This is a genomic window from Alloacidobacterium sp., assembly GCF_035631355.1.
Classification (GTDB): domain Bacteria; phylum Acidobacteriota; class Terriglobia; order Terriglobales; family Acidobacteriaceae; genus Alloacidobacterium.
Genome location: NZ_DASQIX010000076.1, coordinates 27,476 through 48,046, shown reverse-complemented (window position 1 = coordinate 48,046; position 20,571 = coordinate 27,476). Strand labels below are relative to the sequence as shown.

Annotated in this window: 19 protein-coding genes; 15 read left to right on the top strand and 4 right to left on the bottom strand. The window is 56.6% G+C overall.

Features of this window, described 5'->3' with window-relative positions; genetic code table 11:
• Positions 1-160 precede the first annotated feature (160 nt).
• The 3 genes from VEV40_RS14390 (at position 161) to VEV40_RS14380 (ending at position 3,016) form a co-directional block, all read left to right on the top strand.
• On the top strand, positions 161-1,348 hold the full coding sequence (locus tag VEV40_RS14390; protein WP_324833281.1) for a glycoside hydrolase family 5 protein: 1,188 nt from the start codon (positions 161-163) through the stop codon (positions 1,346-1,348).
• A gap of 69 nt (positions 1,349-1,417) precedes the next feature.
• Positions 1,418-2,596, top strand: a complete 1,179-nt coding sequence (locus tag VEV40_RS14385) for a glycoside hydrolase family 27 protein (RefSeq protein WP_324833280.1) — start codon at positions 1,418-1,420, stop codon at positions 2,594-2,596.
• A 9-nt stretch (positions 2,597-2,605) separates the two neighbouring features.
• Complete coding sequence (locus VEV40_RS14380; RefSeq protein ID WP_324833279.1) at positions 2,606-3,016, top strand: ester cyclase; 411 nt, start codon at positions 2,606-2,608, stop codon at positions 3,014-3,016.
• A 68-nt stretch (positions 3,017-3,084) separates the two neighbouring features.
• Here VEV40_RS14380 and VEV40_RS14375 read toward each other — a convergent pair whose 3' ends face one another.
• Positions 3,085-3,435, bottom strand: a complete 351-nt coding sequence (locus tag VEV40_RS14375) for a hypothetical protein (protein WP_324833278.1) — start codon at positions 3,433-3,435, stop codon at positions 3,085-3,087.
• Between VEV40_RS14375 and VEV40_RS14370 the strand changes: the two genes are divergently transcribed.
• Both VEV40_RS14370 and VEV40_RS14365 read left to right on the top strand, forming a co-directional pair.
• Positions 3,434-3,700, top strand: coding sequence for a putative quinol monooxygenase (locus VEV40_RS14370; RefSeq protein WP_324833277.1), 267 nt, complete (start codon positions 3,434-3,436; stop codon positions 3,698-3,700). The two genes, VEV40_RS14375 and VEV40_RS14370, sit on opposite strands and share 2 nt — an antisense overlap.
• Positions 3,701-3,792: 92 nt before the next feature.
• The gene (locus VEV40_RS14365) at positions 3,793-4,380 is read left to right on the top strand and encodes a nuclear transport factor 2 family protein (protein WP_324833276.1); all 588 of its coding nucleotides are present in this window, start codon (positions 3,793-3,795) and stop codon (positions 4,378-4,380) included.
• An 11-nt stretch (positions 4,381-4,391) separates the two neighbouring features.
• Here the strand turns inward: VEV40_RS14365 and folP are convergent, their stop codons facing one another.
• Positions 4,392-5,294, bottom strand: coding sequence for a dihydropteroate synthase (gene folP, locus VEV40_RS14360; RefSeq protein WP_324833275.1), 903 nt, complete (start codon positions 5,292-5,294; stop codon positions 4,392-4,394).
• Between the two features lie 36 nt (positions 5,295-5,330).
• Here folP and dacB point away from each other — a divergent pair, with 36 nt between their 5' ends.
• The 8 genes from dacB to frr all read left to right on the top strand — a co-directional run bounded on the left by dacB (position 5,331) and on the right by frr (position 14,196).
• Positions 5,331-6,938: a D-alanyl-D-alanine carboxypeptidase/D-alanyl-D-alanine endopeptidase gene (gene dacB / locus VEV40_RS14355; RefSeq protein WP_324833273.1), complete on the top strand. Its 1,608-nt coding sequence runs from the start codon at positions 5,331-5,333 to the stop codon at positions 6,936-6,938.
• A 53-nt stretch (positions 6,939-6,991) separates the two neighbouring features.
• Complete coding sequence (locus tag VEV40_RS14350) at positions 6,992-7,375, top strand: cytochrome c (RefSeq protein WP_324833272.1); 384 nt, start codon at positions 6,992-6,994, stop codon at positions 7,373-7,375.
• Positions 7,372-7,713 carry a DUF2127 domain-containing protein gene (locus VEV40_RS14345; protein WP_324833270.1) on the top strand — a complete coding sequence of 114 codons (342 nt, stop codon included), beginning with the start codon at positions 7,372-7,374 and terminating at the stop codon, positions 7,711-7,713. The genes VEV40_RS14350 and VEV40_RS14345 overlap by 4 nt, the downstream gene beginning before the upstream one ends.
• A gap of 37 nt (positions 7,714-7,750) precedes the next feature.
• Positions 7,751-10,009, top strand: a complete 2,259-nt coding sequence (locus tag VEV40_RS14340) for a CRTAC1 family protein (RefSeq protein ID WP_324833269.1) — start codon at positions 7,751-7,753, stop codon at positions 10,007-10,009.
• 9 nt (positions 10,010-10,018) lie between these two features.
• Positions 10,019-10,936, top strand: coding sequence for a lipoyl synthase (gene lipA / locus VEV40_RS14335; protein WP_324833268.1), 918 nt, complete (start codon positions 10,019-10,021; stop codon positions 10,934-10,936).
• Positions 10,937-11,005: 69 nt separating this feature from the next.
• Positions 11,006-12,913, top strand: a complete 1,908-nt coding sequence (locus tag VEV40_RS14330; protein WP_324833267.1) for a DUF885 family protein — start codon at positions 11,006-11,008, stop codon at positions 12,911-12,913.
• 26 nt (positions 12,914-12,939) lie between these two features.
• A complete protein-coding gene (locus VEV40_RS14325) occupies positions 12,940-13,533 on the top strand; it encodes a hypothetical protein (protein ID WP_324833265.1) in 594 nt (197 codons plus the stop codon).
• Between the two features lie 75 nt (positions 13,534-13,608).
• Positions 13,609-14,196, top strand: coding sequence for a ribosome recycling factor (gene frr, locus VEV40_RS14320; protein WP_324833263.1), 588 nt, complete (start codon positions 13,609-13,611; stop codon positions 14,194-14,196).
• Positions 14,197-14,267: 71 nt separating this feature from the next.
• Here frr and VEV40_RS14315 read toward each other — a convergent pair whose 3' ends face one another.
• Positions 14,268-14,819 carry a hypothetical protein gene (locus VEV40_RS14315; protein ID WP_324833261.1) on the bottom strand — a complete coding sequence of 184 codons (552 nt, stop codon included), beginning with the start codon at positions 14,817-14,819 and terminating at the stop codon, positions 14,268-14,270.
• A 273-nt stretch (positions 14,820-15,092) separates the two neighbouring features.
• Between VEV40_RS14315 and VEV40_RS14310 the strand changes: the two genes are divergently transcribed.
• Together VEV40_RS14310 and VEV40_RS14305 are read left to right on the top strand one after the other, a co-directional pair.
• Positions 15,093-16,424 carry a metallophosphoesterase family protein gene (locus VEV40_RS14310; RefSeq protein WP_324833259.1) on the top strand — a complete coding sequence of 444 codons (1,332 nt, stop codon included), beginning with the start codon at positions 15,093-15,095 and terminating at the stop codon, positions 16,422-16,424.
• 245 nt (positions 16,425-16,669) lie between these two features.
• Positions 16,670-19,093 (top strand): ABC transporter permease, encoded by a 2,424-nt coding sequence (locus VEV40_RS14305; RefSeq protein ID WP_324833257.1) that lies wholly within the window; start codon positions 16,670-16,672, stop codon positions 19,091-19,093.
• Between the two features lie 141 nt (positions 19,094-19,234).
• Here the strand turns inward: VEV40_RS14305 and VEV40_RS14300 are convergent, their stop codons facing one another.
• The gene (locus VEV40_RS14300; protein WP_324833255.1) at positions 19,235-20,089 is read right to left on the bottom strand and encodes a hypothetical protein; all 855 of its coding nucleotides are present in this window, start codon (positions 20,087-20,089) and stop codon (positions 19,235-19,237) included.
• Positions 20,090-20,571 lie beyond the last annotated feature (482 nt).

The following is a 20,571-nucleotide window of genomic DNA, read 5'->3' as shown; positions in this document are numbered from 1 at the left end:
TCACAATTCTGAGAGGCTTAAGCCATAGCAACCGGATCGCAGGCAGATAGCTCAAACTGGTTTCACGTCGATAAATAAGACAATCGCTTGTCTGTTCCTATATGCTTTTGTCGCCACCATGAACTCACCCAATAAGCGCCCTATTGTCTGGCTGTCGCTCTTGCTCCTTCTTCTGTCACCTACTCTTTTTGCGCAGCGCGGTTTTGTTCACACCAAAGGTTCAAACCTTGTCGACGCCAAAGGCCAGCCACTGATGCTGCGCGGCATCAATCTCGGCAATTGGTTTGAGCCGGAAGGCTACATGTTCCACTTCGACGGCAATCCGCAATCGACGACAGAGATTGAGAACCTCGTCGCGGAGCTGCTCGGCCCTGACAAATCCGAAGCCTTCTGGAAGCAGTGGCGCCAGGATTACATCACTGAAGCCGACATCGACCTGCTCAAAAAGAACGGCTTCAACTCTGTCCGTGTCCCGCTGCACTGGAAGTTCTTCGATAGCGACAACGCCGAGGGCTTCCACTACCTCGACCGCCTCATTCAGTGGGCGCGCAAAGATAACATCTACGTCATCCTGGATCTTCACTGCGCTCCGGGTGGGCAGACGGGCGCCAACATCGACGACAGCCTCGGCTATCCCTGGCTCTATGACAGCCCTCAGGCACAGGCGCACACTATTGCTATCTGGCGCAGGCTCGCGGCACGCTACGAGAACGAACCCATCGTTCTGGGCTACGATTTGCTGAACGAGCCTATCCCGCATTTTCCGCGGCTGCAGCAGTACAACAAAGATCTCGAACCGGTATACCGCAATCTTGTCGCAGCAGTTCGCCAGGTCGACCCGAACCATGTCGTCATTCTTGGCGGAGCGCAATGGGACTCGAACTTCAAGGTTTTCGGCCCGCCCTTCGATTCCAACGTGATGTACACCTTCCACAAATACTGGACTGCCACTGACACCAGCGTCATTCAGGAATACCTCGACTTCCGCGACAAGTACCATGTTCCGATCTGGCTCGGCGAATCGGGCGAAAACAAGGACGAGTGGATCGCTGCCTTCACCAAAACACTCGAAGCCAACCATGTGGGCTGGTGCTTCTGGCCCTATAAAAAAATGGATGCGACTTCGTCTGTCGTAACCTTCGACCAGCCTACGCACTGGGATGAAATTCTCGCATTCGCCAAACTGCCCACCGGAGCAGCTAACGCGGAGAAGCGTATCGCCGCGCGCCCGTCGCAAGAAGACATTCAGACGGCCTTCGATGATCTACTGAAGAAAATTCAGTTCGCCAATACGCGCGTCAATCCTGGATATGTACAAGCACTGGGTCTGACACCCGCCAGCCATTAGTCTTGAAAATTGCGCTGACGCTGTATGATTATCGCGCTGTGTAATCGCTTTCCTCGGAGCTTCGTTTCGATGCGTATATTAGCTACACTCGCCTGTTCCATTGTTCTTGCCGCTGCGCCTGCGTTCAGCCAACAGCTTGCCGCAACCCCGCCCATGGGCTGGAACAGTTGGAACCACTTTGCCGGCCACGTCACCGATGAAGATGTCCGCTCTGCCGCCGACACGCTGGTCAACACGGGAATGCGCGACGCAGGCTACATCTATGTGAATGTAGACGACACCTGGCAGGGACAACGCGATGCGCAGGGAGTACTGCATCCCAACGACCGCTTTCCCGACATGAAGGCACTCGCCGATTACGTCCACACCAAGGGACTGAAGTTCGGCATCTACTCCTCGCCCGGTGCAAAGACCTGCGGCGGATATGCCGGCAGTCTCGACCACGAGGCGGAGGACGCTAAGATGTATGCCGCATGGGGCGTCGATTTTCTGAAATATGACCTCTGCTCCTTTCAGAGCAACATGAACAAGGCCAAGGCCGATCATCCCAATGATCCGAACGCGGCTCGCGACCTCATGATTGCCGCATACAAAAAAATGGGCGACGCGCTCAAAGCAACTGGCCGCCCCATCGTCTACAGCCTTTGCCAGTACGGCGTAGATCAGCCGTGGAAGTGGGGCCCAAGCGTTGGTGCGCAGATGTGGCGCACGACTGACGATATCGACGACTCCTATGGCCGCATGGTCACCATCGGCTTCAGCCAGGCTGGTCTTTCAAAGTATGCGGGGCCCGGACATTGGAACGACCCTGACATGCTGGAAGTCGGCAACGGCAAAATGACGGAGGACGAGTACAAGACACACATGAGTCTCTGGGTGCTGCTGGCTGCGCCCCTGCTTGCAGGCAACGATCTCAGCAAAATGACGGACACGGACAAGAGCATTTTGATGAACAAGGATGCCATTGCCATCGATCAGGATCTGCTCGGCAAGCAGGGCGACCGACTTTATCAGAGCGGCGACCTCGACGTCTGGACAAAGCCCCTCAGTGGCGGACGTGTAGCGGTCGGACTCTTCAATCGCAGTTGGGACAACCGCGATGTCTCCGTCAACCTTGCTGATATCGGCTTTAAAAATGGGGCCAATCTGCGCGATGTCTGGAAGCAGCAGGACCTTGGTCATCGCAAGGGTGTCTTTACTGACACTATCCCCAAGCACGGGGTGACCCTGCTCATCGTCAGCAAGTAAAGGAAGACCATGGACAACAAAACTGTCGTCAGCCTGTTTGTCGAAGAAGTGATCAATCAGGGGCGATTAGAGCGAGCGAACGACCTGGTCGCAGAAGATTTTGTGGAACTCGACCCACTACCCGGTCAAAGGCAGGGCAGAGAAGGCTTGAAAGAAATCATCGGAGCCATCCGCACTGCGTTTCCTGATATCCATTGGATGCTCGATGAAATGATCGCCGAAGATAACAAAGTCGCGAGCCGCTTCACATGGACGGGTACTCATAGAGGTTCATTCCTCGGTATTCCGCCGACAAATCGAAACATCGTCGTCAAGGGCGTCGTCATCGACCGCTTGGAAGCAGGCAAAATGGCCGACAGCCGCATTCTCATGGACACTATGAGCATGATGCAGCAACTAGGTGTCGTGCCAGCTTCTTAAGCCGGAAGTTCCCGGATTTTCCTATGGCGTCACCGACTGTAATTGTCATTTGTGGTTGTTACCTGGATTTATGCATCCTTGCGATAGAGCAAATTGCGCATGGCCTGGCGCCGTGCTTCGTTCGCTTCTTTCACGCTCTTACGCTCGAGGGCATCCATTTTGGGCTTGGATGTCTCTTCAGACGCTTCGGCCTCGCTGCAAGCCGGACATCGATTAGCGAAACCGGGCTTGTCTGGTTTTAGTTCAAACTCTTCCGAGCAGACGGCACAGACTTTGATAGAAAACGGCATGGATTCTAGAATACTGCCCGCGTCCGCTGTCTTCCAGAGCGGAAATAATTTCCACACTTCCCTAGCCACACTTTTTATCGTACTTTCTTCCTTGAGCCTTTCAATTATGGTCAGCTTTACCGTACGCATGCGTTTTGCCGACGAAGACCGCCCGCAGATATCCGAGATGCTGGAAAAGCTGGCCACCGCGTCGCGACAGGAACCGGGCTGTGTCTCCTATGTCCCGCACTGGGTCGAGGACGATCCATGTACGGTCCTCATTTATGAGCAGTACAGGGACCGCAAGTCACTTGAGGCGCACCGCGCCACATCTCACTTCAAGCAATATGCCGTCGCTGGACTTTACCAGCTCATGCGCGAGCGCAGTGTCGAAAACCTGACCGCTGTCGTCTAAATCTCTTGGAACAACGCCCAACATTCCCCGACACTCGCTGCATCGCAAACAACAGCATGCCTGTCCATCCAGTCCGGCGAATGCGCCCTTCAATGGCGAAACCTGCCCGTTTGACCACTCTTTTTGACTCGTACTTTTGCGGCGGACTACCATCCGATACACGCATGAGCAGGCACTTCTACGGACGGAACGCATTCTCGGCGCCTCCCGGCGTATGCCTTCTCATGCTGTGCTTTGTCCTCTGGGCGCTTACCCCGCCGGCCTTAGCAGCCCCCCACCGTCCCGGCAAAGAGCTGCACAAGGAGATTGAGGCCCTGGAAATGCAGTGGCGTCAGGCCCAACTTGATAATGACGTGTCAGTTATGGACCGTCTTTTAGCTGACGACTACGTCGGCATCAGCGCGAGCGGCATCATTGAGACTAAGGCTGAAGCGCTCGCCTTGCGCCGCGCGGGGACCCTGCATATTACTCAGCTCGACCTCAATGACCTCAAAGTCCGCATCTATGGCGATACCGCTGTTGTGACTTCACGCGCTGATCTCGCCGGCACCAATGGCGCAAGCGATATCAGCGGCAAATACCGTTATACCCGCGTCTACAACAAGCGCTATGGCCAATGGAAGATCGTGAGCTTTGAGGCCAGTCGTATCCACGATACAAACGAGCGCGAGAAACACTAATTATTAAGAATTTAGCTGCGGGGCACAGACGCCAATAGCGCATCGGCGATCCGGGCAGCGTCGACCGCCGGGCGCACGTCGTGTACACGAATGATGCTGGCTCCGCCAAGAATAGCCGCTGTGGTGGCCGACAACGTGGCATGGAGCCGCGCGCCCATAGGTGCATCGCTGCCACCGTACAACGGACGTAGCGTTCGCGCCAGAAATGACTTCCGTGACACGCCGGCCAGAAGCGGCTGCCCCAACTCACGCAGCTCCGCTTGACGAGCCAGCAGCGGATAGTTTTCATCGAAGCGCTTTCCGAATCCATAGCCGGGATCAAGCACAATTTTTTCGCGGCTAGTTCCGGCGTCCATTGCGGCCTGAAGGCGCTCGCCCAACTCGCGCTTGACCAGCGGCAGGACTTCACTGGCAGCGAGGCGCGGCAGCGACTTCCATTCATCGGGGCGCCCGCGCGTGTGCATTAGCACTACTCCGCAGCCAAGGCTGGCGCAGACCGCGGCCATTTCTCTATCCCAGAGGAAGCCGCTGACATCGTTGACGATCTCCGCGCCTGCATTCACGGCTGCTGCTGCGGTAGAAGCCTTGTATGTATCGATTGAGATGACAGTATCCGGGCGCACTTTGAGAATCCCGGCAATCACCGGCAGCACGCGCTCCTGCTCCGCCGCCGCGGATACGCGTTCCTGCTGGCCTGGACGCGTAGATTCGCCGCCGATATCGAGAATATCCGCACCTTCGTCGAGCATCCGCAAGGCATGTTCAACAGCATCGTTCGCATCGTGGTAAAGCCCGCCGTCGGAGAACGAATCCGGCGTAACGTTGAGTACGCCCATCATCAGCGTCTTTGCGCCCAGCGCGAGCGAGCGCGTGCGCAGACGCCAGAAGAATTCGCTTCGCTGGGTGAAGGACATACGAGGTCAATGCTACACTTCGCCCCAGAGACACTCATGCTGACTAGACCTCGGACTCAAGCGCTGACGCGCTCACTTTTACTCTGCCTTATCGCTCACTGTTGCGCTTCGAATGGCTTTGCCAAAACGCGACATCACATACCGGCAAAGCCAGCGAGCCTGGAAAAAATTATCTCCGTCATCCTCAGCGATCCGGCAGTGGCGCGGGCGCATTGGGGCATTTCGGTGACGACGCTCGACGGCGCACCCATCTATGCGCTGAACGACCTGCAATACTTCAAGCCCGCCTCGAACGCCAAGCTCTTCACCACTGCCGCCGCGCTCGCGCTGCTCGGACCTGGCTTCACCATGAAGACCTACGTCGTTGCCGAAGGCCCGGTTTCGTCTGACGGACGCCTACGCGGCTCGCTGCGCCTTATCGGCGGCGGTGATCCCACGCTCTCCGGGCGCGCCTATCCCTACAGTGGCCACACTGAACACTCAGACCCACCATTCAAGGCGCTCGACGATCTTGCCGCGCAGGTGGCCGCGAGTGGCATTAAGTCCATTGACGGGACCATCGTCGCCGACGACACACTCTTCGCTTTTGAGCGCTACGGTTCAGGCTGGGGACAGGACGACCTGATGTGGGATTACGGCGCGCCTGTCTCTGCTCTGACGGTCGGCGACAACTTTCGTAATCTCACCCTTACGCCGGGCGTGCAAGCAGGCGATGCCATCACGGCCAGCTGGAATCCGCCGCTTCCGGACGACGCTGCTCTCCTGAAGAACGAAGCCACCACTTCTCCGGCGGGATCGGAGGAGCATCTCGGCCTTGACCGCCAGCCTGACCAGTCATTCCTGCGCGCTTATGGAACCATACCAGCAGGCAGCAAGCCTGGTAACTTCGGCATCGCCGTGCAAGACTCAGCAAAGTTTGCTGGCGAGGGCTTCGCGCAGGCGCTCGCCAGCCATGGAATCACAGGAAATCCAGCAGTGCAGGTGAGCCACCGTCTTTCCGGCGATACGCAGGACTTTGACAAAGAGTCGGAGCAGCCGCTCGCTCTCAAACCGCTCACATCCACGCAGCTTCCGTTCACCCTGCCGCCGAATGCGCGTATCGTCGCAGAGCGCACCTCGCCGCCGTTGAGCCAGATCGTGACCGTAGTCAACAAAGTCAGCCAGAACCTTCATGCGGAAATGCTGCTGCGGCTGCTGGGCAAGGCCGGGGGCGATGATGGCTCTGTAGCACAGGGCGCGAGGGTAGTCCGGCAGTTCCTCATCTCCGCCGGCGTCTCTCCAGATGGGTTCTTCTTCTATGATGGCTCCGGCCTATCGCCGCAAGACGATATAACCCCGCGCGCGACGACCACGCTGCTGCGCTATGCCGCGCGACAGCCGTGGGGTAACGTGTATCGTGCTTCTCTGCCTGTGGGCGGCGTCGACGGCACGCTGGACAACCGCTTCATGCAGCCGTCAATGAAAGGCAAAGTCTTCGCCAAGACGGGAACAATTTCGGGCGTGCACACATTGAGCGGCTATCTGACGACGGCCAGCGGACGTACGCTGGTGTTCTCGATTCTTTGCAATGATCACTCGCCTGTCACCGACACCACTCGCGGCGCAATGGACAACATCGTTACCGCAATTGCAGCTACAAATTGAAAAGATGTGGGTGTCCCGGAGGTTGATTTTGAGACCTGGGGTGCGCTGCTATCATGGCCTTAGCCTTGTCGCACAAACACAAACATCTTTTGGGCATCGTGATGCTGATCGCAGTAGGGGGAGTCTTGGCAGCCGGATGCGGCCCATCACTGCCTCCATCAAAGCCTTTGAATGAGCTGAGCCCTGAAGAAGCCCTGGGGCAGCAGATCTTCGCCGGGCATTGCGCGCGCTGCCATTATGCGAACAGTGACTCGGCGCTGCACGGGCCGGGACTGTTCGGGCTCTTCCGCAGAAAATACCTGCGCAACGGCGCCCCCGCGAATGATGAGCGCGTAACCGATGTAATTGAGCATGGGCGCGGCATGATGCCGGCCATGGGTAATTCGATAAACGACGAACAACTGCAAGCGCTGCTCGCCTATCTGCACACACTATGACGAACCTGAAACAAATCACCGGTCCGCTGCCCGGCATGGCGGCCGTCGCGCTCTGGATGTATATGCTCTGCGGCGTGGGCGTGTATGGAGTTATAACGCACAAGCTGCCGATTGCGGTCCTTGCGCTGTGCGTCTTCTTTGCTGCCGCCGCCAGCGGCCTTCTACGCCAGCGCCGCTGGGGATGGGCGCTTTCACTTGCTTCCGCGTTTCTCTCCATGTGCTACGGAGGCTACATGCTGCTTCGCTTCCACGAGCCGTCGCTTTTGGTGACCATCGCGGTCAATCTGATTTTCTTTCTTTACCTTGTGCGTCCACAAGTGATTGAACGGCTGCGATAAGGCCAATCATTGCGTCCTAGTGCTAAAGTTTCCATCGATGCTCTACCGGCTGTTTTTCGTTCTCATCCTGGCGACGGCTGCCTTTGCGCAGCGGGCGCACGATGGCAGCTTCTATCAATCCGCAGGTACAGCTAGGATGGAAGCGCGGCTGCGGAAGATTTACGCCGGAACTGACTGGAAAGCCGACCCCAATAAACCCGCCGACCGCGTCCCCTATTACCGCGCGCTGCTGAAGGAAAATCTGACTCCGGCGCAGCAGGTCACGGTACGAATGGAAATCGGCAAGGAACTGCTGCGGGCGGGCGACAGCGCCGCTTCTGTCGACGAGTTGGAGCAGCTTGGCAGGTTTGTCAGCGATAGCAACCTCCAGTTGCCGCCGGATGTGGAAACCAACTGGCACAAAAGCCTCGCCATTGCCTATCTGCGGTTGGGTGAGCAGGAGAACTGCAATGACATGCACGGGCAGATGTCCTGCATCTTTCCCATCAAAGGCTCTGGCGTGCATACGCGGCCTCGCGGAGCGCAAGGCGCAGTCCGGGAGCTGACTGTGCTGCTCAAGGCGAACCCGCAGGACGACATTTCACGCTGGCTGCTGAATATTGCCTACATGCAGCTGGGGCAGTATCCGGCGCAGGTGCCGAAAGAGTGGCTGATTCCGGAAAGCCGCTTCGCATCGGAATACAACATCGGCGATTTTCCTGATGTTGCAACGCAGGCAAACCTTCTCGCTACGGAACACTCCGGCGGTGTCATCGTTGATGACTTTGATGGCGATGGCCTGCTCGACGTGATGATTTCCTCCTCCGGGCCGCTCGATCAGATGCGCTTTTATCACAACAACGGCGATGGAACCTTCAGCGACCGCACGCGCAAGGCAGGGCTGACAGGCGAACTGGGCGGCCTCAACATCGTTGAGACCGACTACAACAATGACGGCCATCCTGACGTGCTGGTGCTGCGCGGCGGATGGTGGGGCAAGTTCGGCCAGTACCCCATGTCGCTGCTCAGGAACAATGGCAATGGAACATTTGATGATGTGACAGAAGAAGCGGGACTGCTCTCCGCGCACCCAACGCAGACGGCCGCATGGGCTGACTTCGACAACGACGGCTGGCTTGATCTTTTCGTCGGACATGAATCTTCAAATGAAGATCCTTACCCGTCGCAGCTCTTCCATAACAACCACGACGGGACATTCACCGAAGTTGGTGCAGCGAACGGACTGGCGAATCTGGGCTATGTAAAGGGCGTTGCCTGGAGCGATTTCAACAATGATGGCCGCCCGGACCTTTATGTCTCAGTGAAATACGGACCAAACCACCTCTTCCGCAATGACGGCCCACGCGATCCGCAGCATCCGCGCCCCGACCAGTGGATGTTCACTGACGTAACCGAGCAGGCGCACGTTGCCGAGCAGCGCGAAAGCTTCCCGACATGGTTTTTCGATTATGACAATGACGGCTGGCCGGACATCTTCTGCGCCGGCTACTCCATGCAGAGCGTAAACGACGTTGGCGCGTTCGAAATCGGCGATGCCTACAACGCAGAAACGCCGCGCCTCTACCACAACAACCACGACGGCACCTTTACGGATGTGACAAAGGCTGTGCATTTGGACCGCGCGATTCTGGTCATGGGCGCGAACTTCGGCGACCTGGACAACGACGGCTGGCTCGATATCTATCTCGGCACCGGCGAGCCGGCCTACGAGGCTCTTCTACCCAATCTCATGTTTCGCAATAACAACGGCAGGAACTTTCAGGATGTGACCACATCCGGCGGCTTCGGCCATCTGCAGAAGGGCCACAGCGTCGCCTTTGCCGACTTTGAAAACAACGGCAATGAAGACGTTTTTGAGGAGATGGGTGGCGCCTTTCCAGGCGATACCTATCAGCCCGTGCTCTATCGTAATCCCGGACACGGCAATCACTGGATCACGCTGGAACTCGAAGGCGTCCAGACCAATCGCGCCGCATTTGGCGCACGCATCGCGCTCGCTTTCAAAGACCAGGGCATGGTCCGACATGTTTACCGTACCGTTGGCTATGGCTCCAGTTTTGGAGGGAATCCGCTCCGACAACATATAGGCGTAGGCAAAGCGGATTCGATTCAGAAGGTCGAAATTTACTGGCCGGTCTCAAAAACAACCCAAGTCTTCACGAATGTTGCAATAGATCGCGCCTTTCATGTGAAGGAGGACGCGTCGAAGCTCGAACCCAGAAGCTACAAGCGATTTGCCTTCAGCACCATCCCTATGGCCAACAGCATGGTCATGCCGGCCAATCCCGTACAATAAAGGGTTGCCATGGCTACCGCTGCCGAACTGATACAGATCGATCTCGCCCCGCGTAAACCAATGCCCAAGCCGGACTGGCTGAAGGCCCGCGCCCCGGTGGGCGACAACTACCACAATCTGAAGAAGCTGGCGCGCGACCTCAATCTGCATACGGTGTGCGAATCGGCGCACTGTCCCAACATCGGCGAGTGCTGGAACCACCGCACAGCCACCTTCATGATGCTGGGCAACACCTGCACGCGACGCTGCGGCTTTTGCGCCGTGCCCAAAGGTCGTCCAGACGCCATTGATTTCGACGAGCCGCGCCGCGTGGCCGAGGCAGTCGCCACGCTGGGACTGAAGTTTGCTGTCATTACCAGTGTCAATCGCGACGACGACGTTCTAGGCGGCGCGCGCGCCTTCGCCATGGTCATCGATGAGATTCGCAAGCAGGCGCCCGGCTGTCAGGTGGAAGTGCTGATCCCCGATTTTCAGGGCAACGAAGCGGCCATTCGCACGGTCGTCGAAGCGCGTCCGGAAATCCTGAACCACAACACGGAATCGGTGCCGCGCCTCTATCGCGCTGTCCGCTCGGGCGCGCGCTATGAACGTACGTTGCGTCTGCTCGAATACGCGAAGGAACTCGACTCTACCGTCACCACCAAATCCGGCGTGATGGTTGGCCTCGGCGAAGAGATGGACGAACTGCTGCAGGTCTATCGCGATCTCGCCTCCGTAGGAACAGACGTGCTCACCATTGGGCAGTATCTGCGCCCATCGAAAGACCACCTGCCGATGGCGCGCTACTATACCCCTGACGAGTTCACCTTTATGAAGCAGGAAGCGCTGAAGATGGGCTTCCGCCATGTCGAATCCGGCCCGCTGGTGCGCTCGTCCTATCACGCTCACGAGCAGGCGAACTCGTCCGGCGTCACCATGCTGATGTAGCGCCGGATTTTGGATTAAAAATTGTATACAATTACTCCACTCGAAGAATTCCCCTGATTGGAGTGATGGATGACCACTCGCCGCGCGTTTCTTTTCAGCAGCGCGTCTTCTGCTGCGGCCCTCAGCCTTTCTATACCGAACTTTGCCTTTGCCTCCGCCGAATCAAAAACAGCGCCTGCTCCCGACACCAGCATCGACACGTCAACGAGTGAAATGCGGCCCTACATCGATCGCTTTTCCGCGGATCAGGAGCTGTTGCGCCGCTTCTATAGCATCCCTTTCGCGCCGCAAACGCGCGACCGCCTGCGAAAATTCTACGCCGAGTGGCAAGCAACGCTTACAGGCATCGATTTCGACAAGTTGAGCGAGGATGCGCGTATCGACCACATTCTCTTCCGCAACTACCTCGACCGCCAGACCAGCCATCTCGATGAAGACGTGCAATTCGAGAGCGACGTTGCGCCTTATGTACCTTTCGCCGATAAAATTATCGCCCTGTTTATGGCGCAACGCGAGATAGAACCAATTGACGGTAAACAGTCTGCAGCTGCTCTGTCCGAGATCCAGCAGTCTTGCATCGACTCGCAGAAGGACCTGACGGCAAAGCTGGCCGCTCAAAAAGAAGACCCCAAGAGCATCGCCGCGCAGCGGCGGCGCGAGGCGGCGAACCGCGCGGCAGAGCATGTGAAGACTCTGCGACTAGTGCTGCAGCGCTGGTTCCAGTTTTATGACGGCTATGACCCCATGTTTACATGGTGGGCCGAGGAGCCTTACAAGACGGCGGACGCGGCGCTTGATGGGTATGGCAAATTTCTCTCCGAAAAAATCGCCGGAATCAAGCCGCCCCCGACAGAACAGAAACAGCCCTCGCCTCACGGGGAGGAAGAGGGAGGGGACGCTTACGCGCAGTCAGTGGCGACCGCTCACGCTGATGACACGAGCGACATCATCGGTCACGCCATTGGCCGCGACGCGCTGATCCGCGAGCTTCAATTTGCCATGGTTCCTTACACTCCGGAAGAACTGATTGCTATCGCCGAAAAGGAATTCGCCTGGAATGACGCCGAGATGGTCAAAGCATCGCGCAATATGGGCTTCGGCGACGATTGGAAGAAAGCGCTCGAAAAAGTAAAGAACGACTATGTTGATCCTGGCAAACAGACGGAACTGGCGCACAAGTATGTTCTTGAGGCGCTCGCATTCATCGATCAGCATGATCTAGTCACTGTGCCGCCGCTGGCGCGTGAGACATGGCGCATGCGCATGATTCCTCCGCAGCAGCAACTGGTGTCGCCCTTCTTCCTGGGCGGCGAGGTGCTGGAGATTTCGTATCCGACGAACACGATGACTTATGACCAGCGCATCACCACGATGCGCGCGAATAATATGGCCATGTCGCACGCGACAGTGTTCCATGAAATGATGCCAGGGCACGAACTGCAGGGCTTTATGGAACATCGCTATCGCGCCTATCGTCTGGCCTTCGGGGGGACACCCTTTCTCATTGAAGGCTGGGCCCTCTACTGGGAGATGCTTTTCTGGGACCTGGGTTTTGACCGCACGCCGGAGGAACGCGTCGGCGCGCTCGCCTGGCGACGCCATCGCTGCGGGCGCATTGTCTTTTCGCTTAATTTCCATCTGGGGAAGTGGACGCCGCAGCAATGTATTGACCTGCTGGTAGACCGTGTGGGTTTTGAGCGGCAGGCCGCGATTGGCGAGGTGCGCCGCTCGCTGGGCGGCGAATATGGTCCGCTCTATCAAGCGGCGTATCTGCTGGGCGGCATGCAGATTTATGCGCTGCATCGGGAACTGGTTGGTTCCGGGAAAATGACTAATCGGCAATTCCACGATGCTGTGCTCCGACAGAACAACATTTCTATCGAGATGATTCGCGCCGGCCTGACGCGGCAAAACCTGCCCCGCGATTTTCACACGCAATGGAAGTTCTATGGCGAGGTGACAGCCGCCGGGGCTTAATATTCGACGACATTGAGCTGGCTTCAATGCTCATCGCCACTGCTGCGTATGGCGTCGATTTGCAGAAACAACTATTCTGGCTAAAGGGGGTTGGTTACAGCCGTCGGGCTGATTTCAGCGAATCTCAATCCCCAATTCATTTGCATCTAGGTACGAAGGTATTGATGAAGAAACATTGTGCGCTATTTTACTGTTGTATTGTCGTGCTTGCGGGATTCATGAGCTTTGCCCCGATTTCTGTCCACGCGCAGAAGCGAGTGAGCGATAAAGACGTGGAAGCGCTGATGAAAAACCTGAAGGAGGACTCCAAGTCGTTCAGGGACAATTTTGATGCTGCCCTCAAGAAGAGCGCCATTCGCCGTACCAGTCAAGAAAAGGACGCGAAAGATCTGGTGGCCGGTTTTGAGAAGCAGACAGATTCGATGTTCAGCGACTTCAAGAAGACCAAACGCGGCGATGTCGCGGTCGAAACCACTATCAGCAGCGCCCAGCAGATCGAAAAGCTCATCTACAATCTTCATCTCGATCAGAAGACCATCTCTCAATGGGAGAAGATCCGCACCGAACTGGACCATGTATCGAGCGCCTTCGGCATCAATGCCCCCTATAGCCGCATGTAAGGGCCCTGCGCAGATGACGCGACCTCTCCAACGCAGTAAAATACGGCTTTTGTACTGCGATCAAGGGAGACAACTATGGCAGTCTCAGTAATGGCCGGCATTCCGGCGCTCAAGGACACGCACAGCCAGCTCAGGTCCCGCATGGAGAAGGCCGTGCATGATTTTCAGACGAACCTCGCTTCGACGCGCACAGGACGCGCTTCCGTCGCCATGCTCGACCAGGTAAAGGTGGACTACTACGGCACGCACACGCCCATCAACCAGTTGGCGCAGCTCACCACGCCTGACGCAAACATGATTGTCATTCAGCCGTGGGACGCAAGCGTAATTGGCGAGATTGAAAAAGCGCTGCGCGTTTCCGACCTGGGATTCAATCCGCAGAACGACGGGAAGATTCTGCGCGTCCCGGTTCCACCCATGACAGAGGAGCGCCGCAGAGAGGTGGTCAAGCACTTGAACAAAGTGCTCGAAGAGCACAAAACCGCGGTGCGCAACATTCGCCGCGACGGCAACGATCTGATCAAGAAGGCAGCCAAGGACAAAAAAATCTCTGAAGACGAGGAGAAGCGTTCCCTCGAAGAGATTCAGAAGCTGACCGACGAAGAGATCAAGCGCATGGACGAGATGAGCAAGAAAAAAGAAGCGGAGATCATGCAGGTTTAGGAATCTGACTGCATTTGGTGCAAGAAGAAGAAAGGCGCTGCAGATATGCAGCGCCTTTTACGTTCAATCGCCTACATCAAAAACTTCTGCGCTTTATCTGGCGGCATTCTGCCCGGCAACTTGCGCTCCAGTTCGCAGCGCACCTGGTTCAGGCCGAACATGCAGCTTTCAAAACTCTCTGAAAGACGCCCGAAGAGCGCCGCTTCCGCGGCATATTCAAACAGATCAAATGTAGAGACAATATAGTAGCTTTCCTTGCCAGCGCGAATCATGTCGTAGAGATTGGCATTTTCATTCTCGCGCCATTTGTGCACTGATTCCGGATACATGCCCGTGCAGAAGAGGGCATAGTCACCTATGTGTTTGCGGATCTCACGCTCTGCGTCAAAAGATGGAGCGCTGCCGTGCACGGGGTCGGATGCCAGCAGCATTTCTCCTACTTCCTTCACTGGGCGTCCATCGCTGTCCCGGATTGGATAAAGGCGGTCTGAGATGCAAAAGTCAGTCAAAAGATCAGCGATGTAGCTCGTGACCTCGCGGTCACAGATGCCGACGTGCTCGTTGTAGCATTCGGCGACTACATCGTGAAAAAACTGACGCAACGCGTGGTCCTGGGAAATCATATCGTATCGGCCTCCTTGCCCGGCCAGCGCCTGGGGAAACGCTGCTCATTCTGATGCGCTTGCTTGACGAAGCCCTTACACCCTATGGATTACAAATGAATGAATTCGTTTCATAAGACAAGAGACTTCTTTGGTTCCACCCAAATAGTTAGCAGTCGCAGTGCCAAACTGCGAGCATCTAACGGAAATCTGCGTGTCACGCTTTCTTCAGATTTCCCACCATAGAAATGGGCGTATGATGAGTTGCGCATCTTCAGTGGAAGGACACAGCTTATGGCGAAGCAGTCTTCCTCAAAACATCCGCACAAGCCATCTCATCCCGCAAAAAAGCATCATCCCACCCCGCAGCCGACTCCTGCGCCCACACCTCCTTCGCCCACACCACCGTCAACAACCGGCGACACTCCCGTCTTCGCGCAGCCACAGCCGACGCCTGATCCAACATCGTTCAAGGTCCCGCACCCTTCCGACACGGGGCTCTACAACAAGGTCAACAACAAGCTGCTGCAGCCAATCCCAGCGCCACGCGGCGGCGCTGCTGAACCGGTCCTGACGTTGGCCGATGTTTACGGCAGCCTGGGCGCGTCCAAGGTTGCGGCGATCCAGCAGGCCGGACAGATTGTCTTTCACTCGTCCGGCGATACCGGCAGCACAAGAGCGCCGACAACCCAGAACAAGGTGGCCGACAAGATGGTGGCCGATTTCAACGAGAGCGACCCGGCAGATGCGCCGTCGTTCTTCTTCCATCTCGGCGACGTGGTCTACAGCTTCGGCGAGGCCATGTATTACTATGACCAGTTTTATGAGCAATACCGCGAGTATGCCGCGCCCATCATTGCCATTCCCGGCAACCACGACGGCCTGGTGTATTCCGGCGACGCGGCCCCGACACTCGACGCCTTCCTGCGCAATTTCTGTTCAGCTACAGTGACCACCACGCCTGAAGCAGGCGGCCTGGCGCGCACGACCATGACTGCGCCGGGCGTGTATTTCACCCTGGACGCCCCTTTCGTGCGCATTCTCGGCGTTTATTCCAATGTTCTGGAAGATCCAGGTGTCATATCGAGTGAAGGCGGAACGCGCGCTAACGTCACAGATGTTCAGCTAACCTTTCTCAAGACCGCGCTGGCGCGGTGTAAATCAGAAAACTACACGGGCGCGGTGATTGTGGCCGTACACCACCCTCCGTTCACAGGCGGTAGCATCCATTTTCCCAGCCCAAACCTGTCTGCGGACATCGACAGTTGCGCCCAGGCCGCCGGCTTCTGGCCTCATGCCGTCTTTTCCGGACATTCACACAACTACCAGCGGTTTACTCGAACGGTGAACGGCATGTCAATTCCGTATCTGGTCGCCGGATGCGGTGGGCATTCGCCGCTTGCGGCTATGCAGAAGGATTCGAGCGGCAATCCCATCCGGACACCGTATCCCATCGACAGCGAACTGACGCTGAACAGCTATGACGATACCGACTATGGCTATCTGCGGGTTGTCGTCAATGCGCAGACCATGCGGATCGAGTATCACCCGGCCTCCGATAGCTCGACTACCAAGACACCGGACGATGTGGTGACGGTAAACCTCGTGGCGCGTACAGTGTCATAGCGCCTTGTCCAATAACGCACACGAGCGTCCATCCGCGGACGGTTTTATGTGATCTCCTCAACGGCCGCATCACGCTCAAGTACATGTTTCATTTGAATTTAGTCAGAAACCTAACAATGGCCTGGCAATTGCTACGAACCTATTCGTAGATGCCTTGTCGGGGAAGTTGCCCGTCCAAATTTCTCAAGCGAGTCATCCGAGTCCACCGTCATTCAAGTTGCAGTCGCGTTTGTTCGAGGAGGGTTATGCGGAACCTGCTTCAAAATCTCCGCTTCAGCCTGCGCATGCTGTTCAAGAATCCCGGCTTGACAATTACCGTCCTGCTCACCCTAGCCCTGGGGATTGGCGCAAATACGGCCATCTTTACTGTCGATTACGCGACGCTGCTGGCGCCGCTGCCCTATCCGGAACCAAATCAAGTGGTCATGGTGTGGTCGAAGATTCAGGGCTTCCACAACGGCGTTTCCGCAGGCGACTACCTTGACTGGAAACAACAGAGCAAGTCGTTTCAAGACCTGAACGCGTGGACGGGCGGTTCGTTCAACATCGCGACGAAAGACCAGCCCGAGTTTGTCCCTGGAAACAGGGTGACGGCTGACTTCTTCAGCATGCAACGTTTACCGTTTTTTCTCGGGCGCGGCTTTCTCCCTGAAGAAGGGCAGGACGGTAAGGACCACGTTGTCATCCTCTCGCACAAGCTCTGGCTGAAGCTGGGCAGCAACATGAAGATCATCGGCAAGACGATGCAGTTGGATGGCACTCCATACATCGTGGTGGGCGTGGAGCCCGCGGGATTTCAGGATCGTCTGCCTGCGCAATTGACGGTGCCCCTCGTTTTCAAGCCGGAACAGATCAATCACGACTTTCACTGGCTGCTGGTGATGGGCCGCTTGAAGCCCGGCGTAACGATCATGCAGGCGCAGGCGGACATGAATGCGGTGACGGACCATATTGCGCAGGTCTATCCAAAGAGCAACAAGGGCTGGGGTTCGTTTGTAGAGCCGCTCAAAAATGACTTTCTGCCGAGCGAGCGCATTCTAACCCTGTGGCTGCTTCTGGGGGCGGTTGGATTCGTGCTGCTGATTGCTTGCGTGAATGTGGCGAACCTGTTGCTGGCAAAGAGCATGACGCGGCAGAAGGAGATCGCCGTGCGCAGTTCGCTGGGCGCTACACCGAGCAAGATCTTCGCGCAGCTGATTACTGAGAGCCTGCTGCTGGCGCTCTGCGGCGGCGTGCTTGGTGTCGGCGTAGGCTATGCGATGTTGCACGGGCTGATCGCCGTGATGCCGGAAGGTACGCTTCCGAGCGAGGCGGACCTGAGCCTGAACTTCCCGATTCTGCTCTTCACACTGGGTGCAACTACGCTCGCCGGGCTGCTGTTTGGCTGCATTCCGGCATGGATTGCTTCACGCGTCAATCCGGCAGAGACGCTGAAGGAGAGCGGAAGAACAGGGACGAGCGTGGGACGGCATCGGCTGCGCCGGGCACTGGTGATTGGCGAATTTACGCTGGCACTGGCTCTGCTTGCGGGTGCGGGGCTGGCGATCCACAGCTTCTTGAATCTGCAGCGCGTCGATCTCGGCGTAAAGACCGATCATGTGATGACGTTCTTTCTCTCGGTTCCCGACTCGCGGCCCAAGGACCCGGAGCGCATCGTTGCTTATTACCGCCAGATACTGTCGGCAATCCAGGGCGTGCCTGGGGTCATGCACGCTTCGGCCGAGACGGGATTGCCATTGGAAGGCTCTGGTTTCGGTATGCCATTCGTGCTGGCCGACAAGCCTACCTACGCCGATCCGTCGCAAAGGCCGAATACGTCGTTCGGAATGGTGACGCCGGATTATTTTCAGACCTTCGGCATCAAGCTGGTGAAGGGGCGGTTTTTCAACGATCAGGACACGGCCACCAGCGTGAAGGTGGCGGTGGTGAATGAAGAGTTTGTCAAAAAATATCTGAAAGGTTCTGATCCGCTGCAAAAGCGCGTTCTGGTGGAGCAGCTGATTCCCGGCGTGACGAAGCTGGGTCCTTATCAGGAGTGGCAAATCGTGGGCGTCTTCCATAACGTGCGCTCGCGCGGCTTCCGCGAGGATTATCCCGAGATGGAGATACCGTTCTGGCAGATTCCTTGGCCGAGCGCGGGGATGGGCGCACGGACACAGGAGGACCCAGCGTCGATGTTGAAGAGTATTGCCACGGCTGTGCATTCTGTAGACCCGCAGATTGCCCTGGCAGATCCGAAGACGATGGAGCAGGTACACGATGATGTGCTGGCCAACGATCGCTTCACCCTGATCCTGTTCGCCAGCTTTGCGGCCGTCGCGTTGTTGCTGGCGGCACTCGGCATCTACGGCGTGATGGCGTTTTCCGTGGCGCAGCGCTCGCATGAAATTGCTCTGCGCATGGCGCTGGGCGCGACGCGAAACCGCGTGGTCACGCTGATCCTAAAAGAGGGTGTGATTCTTGCATTTGCCGGACTGGGGCTTGGGCTGGTGGGGGCCTACTTTGTGGGGCGGGCTATGCGAAGCACTCTGTATGGCGTCGGTGCTATGGATTTATCGGCTTTTGGAGTAGTGGGTCTAGTGTTGCTAGTCGCAGCACTCCTGGCTTGTTATCTGCCGGCGCGACGTGCAGCTTCCGTAGAGCCTATGCAATTGTTGCGGATGGAGTAAAAGCGAAGATTTCCTGCTATCCCACCTTTTTGCAAACTGCGCGAAAAGATGGAGCATCCGGCTGCAAAATACCCATTTAGGTATTGAAAAAAATGAGCCTCGGAACTTCTCGAGGCTCGTTCGTTTCCAAAACTTTGTTTGTCAGCCGGTCAGTGAGTTTTTCGCGAGTACGCGGTCCACAACGCTTTCGACGTTCTGCAGGAAGCCGCTCTGCTGCGGGATAGGCTGCTGCGGAGCGGAAGGTCCGAGTTCCTGGGCGAGGTCGTTCCAGAGCAACGCCGAAGACCGGATCGCTGCCGCTGCCTGCTCCTGTACCGGCTCCGGAAATGCCAGAAAAGCTATCCATGTTAAAAGAGCAACCGCAACGACGATCTGGGCGACATAGCCGGGCCAAGCGCCGGCGGTGGAGAAGTGAAGGCCATTCACCATCAGGCTCATTGCGACTAGCAGGCCGAGTCCCAGGCAGAGGCCAAATACGCGATTGCGATAGGAAAGGCCAAGCGCATGGACGGAAACGACCAGGAATGCCAGCAGACAGAGCGCCAGCACGCTGAAGCTGACGGCTATCTCGGTGAAGACCGCTGAGAGATGGTCATGAATGGAACTGGCCGACGCCAGAGTGACAACAGAAGACAACGCGAGAACCAAGGACGCGGCCGCGGCCCAGCGGAAGATTGCCACCCCAAGACGCTTGAGTCCGGGGAGCGGGGCCATCATGTTTATAAAAAGTTCCTGTAACGCGAAAAACAAGGCGATGCAGCTCGCCAGATATGTAATCCACTTGGTATAGAAGTAGATCGAATGGCCTCCGCCCAGCACAAACTGAGAATGCGACATCCCAAGGAGCAGGAAGGCCCGAACCATGCGGATACCCAGGAAAACCCCGAACGCCGACAATGCGGCGTGTTTCCTGACCCGGAAAAAAGCCAGGAGCGCCGCGAGCCAGAGAAATGGCTCAGCGTATGCAAGCAGGTTCGAGATGGACACCAACGCCATGCTGTTTCCCTGTGGTTGTAATTGACAATAGACCCACAGAGGGTTGTCCACAAGACTGACTTTCTGCTAAGTAGTAACCGCCAAAAAGTTACTAAAGCCAGTATTGTCTGATGGATAGCAGCAGCGGGAACTGTGGACTCTGAGACGCCGGAATCTGCGACGAACGTTGCCTTGAGTGTCTAAAATAATTCAATAAAACAAGCTATATCAATAATTTGTTGTCTTAATGATTGAGGTTGATGTGCTTTCTCGTGGTTATTCAAGATATAACCATTCCCTAGGTCTATTATTTTAGAATGACTTCCCAAGTTTACTTCTCAAGTTGAATTCGCAGAGCGGCAGAAGGCTGCATTCAGGCATGATTCAGCCGCGTTTTCCACCCCTTCCAGATACCAAAATTCAGCACTTTTCGCGTGCTATAATAGACCAGAGAATCGAGGCAAAAACCTCTTCGCTTTCAATCTGTTAGTCCTGTTTTGGCC